The organism is Desertihabitans aurantiacus (assembly GCF_003344635.1).
Taxonomy (GTDB): Bacteria; Actinomycetota; Actinomycetes; order Propionibacteriales; family Propionibacteriaceae; genus Desertihabitans; species Desertihabitans aurantiacus.
This window is the reverse complement of sequence record NZ_QPKK01000312.1, coordinates 1-3,967: the sequence shown is the minus strand read 5'-3', so window position 1 is coordinate 3,967 and position 3,967 is coordinate 1. Positions and strand designations below refer to the sequence as shown.

4 protein-coding genes are annotated in these 3,967 nt (G+C 73.5%); all 4 read left to right on the top strand.

Annotation, left to right across the window (positions count from 1 at the left end; translation table 11 throughout):
- The first annotated feature begins 313 nt into the window (after nucleotides 1-313).
- Entirely contained in the window at nucleotides 314-1,258 is a 945-nt protein-coding gene (locus tag DVA66_RS17970) for a sugar phosphate isomerase/epimerase family protein (RefSeq protein WP_114561272.1), read from the top strand.
- A gap of 37 nt (nucleotides 1,259-1,295) precedes the next feature.
- Complete coding sequence (locus DVA66_RS17965; RefSeq protein WP_114561271.1) at nucleotides 1,296-2,342, top strand: 3-hydroxyacyl-CoA dehydrogenase family protein; 1,047 nt, start codon at nucleotides 1,296-1,298, stop codon at nucleotides 2,340-2,342.
- Nucleotides 2,339-3,109, top strand: coding sequence for an SDR family NAD(P)-dependent oxidoreductase (locus DVA66_RS17960; RefSeq protein ID WP_114561270.1), 771 nt, complete (start codon nucleotides 2,339-2,341; stop codon nucleotides 3,107-3,109). Before DVA66_RS17965 ends, DVA66_RS17960 begins: the two co-directional genes overlap by 4 nt.
- Nucleotides 3,110-3,119: 10 nt before the next feature.
- A partial coding sequence (locus DVA66_RS17955; RefSeq protein WP_157974102.1) for a four-carbon acid sugar kinase family protein occupies nucleotides 3,120-3,967 on the top strand: 848 nt, incomplete at its 3' end.

Below are 3,967 nucleotides of genomic sequence, written 5' to 3'. Positions count from 1 at the left end.
GCCCGTCCCGAGCCGCACACACCCTCGCCCACCGGCACACCGGCTGCAGCATGTGTGCCGGTGCGCGAACGTGTGTGAAGGGCAGGTCGGCACCGGGTGCGGGGGGCCGCCCTGCGCGCTGGCCCGTCCCGAGCCGCACACACCCTCGCGCGCCGGCACACCGGCTGCAGCATGTGTGCCGGTGCGTGAAGGTGTGTGAAGGGCCGGTCACCACCGCGAACAGCGCCGATGACGCGGGCTCCGGTTGACACCCTCCTCGCTTCCTATAGGATCCAGGATCGAAGCGCCACCCGCCTGACGTGAGGACGAGTCGATGACGACAGCCCCGACCAGCGCCGACACCGGCGACCTGACCGCCGACACCTGGCCGATCGCCGTCTGCATGCACGGCTTCGCCCGGCCCGGCGCCGCCCCGCTGCACGACGCCCCGGTCGAGCGCTGGGACGAGGTGTTCGGCGAGGTCGCCGACCTCGGCTTCACCGCGCTGGAGATCGCCGACAACCACATCCGCCCCGCCGACCTGGAGCCGTCGCGGCGCGAGGAGCTGCTCGCGGTCGCGAAGCAGCACGGCGTCGAGATCATCTCGGTGCACGTGCAGCGGCAGAGCGTCATCCACCCGACCGAGGGCGAGCGCAACCTCGCCTACGCCCACCGCAGCATCGACGCCGCCGCCGAGCTCGGCATGAGCGTCTTCTCCACCGGCCTGCACCACCCGTTCAGCGAGGCCCAGGCCAAGGCGCTGTGGTTCTGGACCGCCCCGGGCTGGAAGGACCCCGACGACGCCGAGACCCGCGCGCTGTGCGTGAGCCGGCTCCGCGAGCTGGGTGAGCACTGCGCCAGCGTCGGCCTGCCGATGTCGCTGGAGATGTACGAGGACACCTACCTCGGCACCGCCGACAGCTCGGTCCAGCTGGTGCAGGAGATCGGGCTGGACAACGTCGGGCTCAACCCCGACATCGGCAACCTGGTCCGGCTGCACCGCCCGATCGAGGACTGGCGCGAGATGCACGCCAAGACGCTGCCCTACGCCAACTACTGGCACGTCAAGAACTACATCCGCGACGAGGCCGGCGACGGCTCCTGGTTCACCGCCACCCCGACGAGCATGGAGCTCGGCCTGATCAACTACCGCGAGGTGGTCCGCGACGCCGTCGCGCTCGGCTTCCGCGGCCCGTTCCTGATGGAGCAGTACGGCGGGGACAGCCTCGGCGTCTGCGCCACCAACATGCGCTACCTGAAGACCCTGCTGCCGCGCTGAGCGGACGCACCCCGCACAGCCCCGGAGAGGAACCACCATGAGCAGCACCACCCAGTCCCCCCTGCAGGGCCGCACCGTCGCCGTCGTCGGCAGCGGCTACATGGGCGGCGGCATCGCCCAGGTCCTGGCCCTGGCCGGCGCGGACGTCCGGATCAGCGACGTCAGCGCCGAGGTCGCGACCGCCAACCGCGAGCGCCTCATCACCGAGGCCGGCCAGTTCGTCGCCGACGGGCTGATGCCCGAGGGCGCCCCCGACACCATCGCCGCCCGGGTCACCGCGGCGCCCTCGATCGAGGACTCCGTGGCCGAGGCCTCTTTCGTCGAGGAGGCGGTGCCGGAGAAGATCGAGATCAAGCACGCCACCCTCGGCCGGATCTGCGCCGCCGCCGACGCGCAGGCGATCATCGGCAGCAACACCTCCACCATCCTCATCAGCCGGCTGGCCGAGGGCGTGACGGGCGTCGAGCGCTTCCTCGGCGTGCACTTCTCCAACCCCGCCCCCTTCATCCCCGGCGTCGAGCTGATCCCGCACGAGGGCACCGACCCCGCCGTGCTGCCGGTCGTGGAGGAGATCGTCACCGCCACCGGCAAGCAGACCGCCCGGGTCAAGGACTCCACCGGTTTCGTGCTCAACCGGCTGCAGTACGCGCTGTTCTCCGAGGCCAGCCAGCTGGTCGAGGAGGGGGTGGCCAGCGCGGAGGACGTCGACACCATCGTGCGCACCACCTTCGGCTTCCGGCTGCCGTTCTTCGGCCCGTTCGCGATCGCCGACATGGCCGGGCTGGACGTCTACCAGTTCTGCTACGAGTCGCTGCAGACCCGCTGGCCCGAGCGGTTCGCCACCCCGACCGCGCTGGCCGAGCTGGTCGCCCAGGGCAAGTTCGGTGCCAAGACCGGCGGCGGCTTCCTCGACGTCCCGGCCGACCGGGTGCCCGAGCTGGTGGCCTACCGCAACCGGGCCTACGTCCGGATGCAGCAGCTGCTCGCCGAGCTCGGCCCGGCACCCATCCAGCCCGAGGAGCCGACCGAGGCCGACGTGACGGTCGCCCCCGAGCAGCAGACCCGCGGCGGCGAGGGGTCGTGAGCCCGGCCTTCCCCGAGCAGCGGACGGTCCTGCTCACCGGGGCCGCCTCCCCGCGCGGCATCGGACGGGCCACCGCCCACCACCTGGCCGCCGCCGGCTGGCACGTCGGCATCATCGACCTCGACGCCGAGCAGGCTGCCGCCACCGCCGCGGAGGTGGCCGAGCAGCACGGGGTGCAGGCGGCGGGCGCGGGCGCCGACGTCGCCGACCGCGAGGCCGTCCGGGCCGCTGTCGACCAGCTGGAGCAGCAGCTGCCCCAGCTGGTGGCCGTGGTCGCCTTCGCCGGCGTCTCCTCCCCGGTGCCCTACCTCGAGGTGGACGCCGCCGAGTGGCACCGGGTGCAGTCGATCAACCTCACCGGCACCCACTGGGTGGTGCAGCGGGCGGCGGAGTCGTTCGTCGCCTCCGGGGTCGGCCGGATCGTCGGGATCTCCTCGGTGTCGGCCCAGCGCGGCGGCGGCACCTACTCCAAGACCCCCTACTCGGCGGCCAAGGCCGGCGTGGTCGGGCTGATCCGCTCGATCGCCCGCGAGCTCGGACCGCACGGGGTGACGGCCAACGCGGTCTCCCCCGGCCCGGTCGACACCGACATCATGGGCGGCACCCTCACCGAGGAGCGCAAGGCCGCGATGGCCGCCGACGGCGTGCTGCCGCGGATCGCCACCCCGCGCGACGTCGCCGCCGCGGTGGCCTACCTGATCAGCGAGGACGCCGGCTTCGTGACGGGGCAGACCCTGAACGTCGACGGCGGCCTCTACATGCACTAGGAGTGCCGCGATGAAGGTCCTGGTCCTCGACGACGACCCCACCGGCACCCAGTCCGCCACCGGCGTCACCGTGCTGCTGCGCTGGGACGCCGGGACCATCGCCGACGCGCTCAGCGACGCCGACGCGGCCTACCTGCTGACCAACACCCGCGCCGTCGACGAGGACACCGCGGTGCGGCTGGTCCGCGACATCGCCGACGCCGCCGACCACGCCGGACGACGGCTCGGCGAGCGGGTGCACCTGCTGCTGCGCGGCGACTCCACCCTGCGCGGGCACGTGTTCGCCGAGGCGGCCGCCGTCGACGCGAGCGCCCCGCTGCTGTTCGTGCCCGCCTTCCCCGCCGGCGGACGGACCACCGTCGACGGCGTGCACCGGGTGCGGATCAGCGGGCGGGACGTCCCGGCCGAGCGGACCGAGTTCGCCGCCGACCCGGTGTTCGGCTTCACCTCGGGGTTCCTTCCCGACTACGTGCGCGAGAAGTCCGACCGCGAGCCGGTGCGGGTCCCGCTCGAGGTGGTCCGCGGCGAGCAGGACGTGCTCGTCCGCGTGCTCACCGACGCCACCGACGGGCAGGTGCTGCTGCCCGACGTCGTCGACGACGCCGACATCCAGCGGCTGGCCGTGGCGGTCCGGCGCACCTGGACCGAGCAGACGCTGGTGGTCCGCGGTGGGGCGCCGATCGCCGCCGCGGTGGCCGGCGTGACCAGCCGCGGGCTGCTGGACGTCCCCGTGGCTGCACCGGGCCGCACGCTGCTGGTCTGCGGCTCCCACACCGGCGCCGCCACCCGCCAGCTCGAGCGCGCCACCGGCGGGGAGCGCGCTGCGCCCTCGGTGGTCGACACCGACCGCGCGCTGAC

Excerpts from the sequence above, each read along its gene's own strand:
- DVA66_RS17970 (WP_114561272.1), top strand. The coding sequence starts at position 314 with ATGACGACAGCCCCGACCAGCGCCGACACCGGCGACCTGACCGCCGAC.
- DVA66_RS17965 (WP_114561271.1), top strand. The coding sequence starts at position 1,296 with ATGAGCAGCACCACCCAGTCCCCCCTGCAGGGCCGCACCGTCGCCGTC.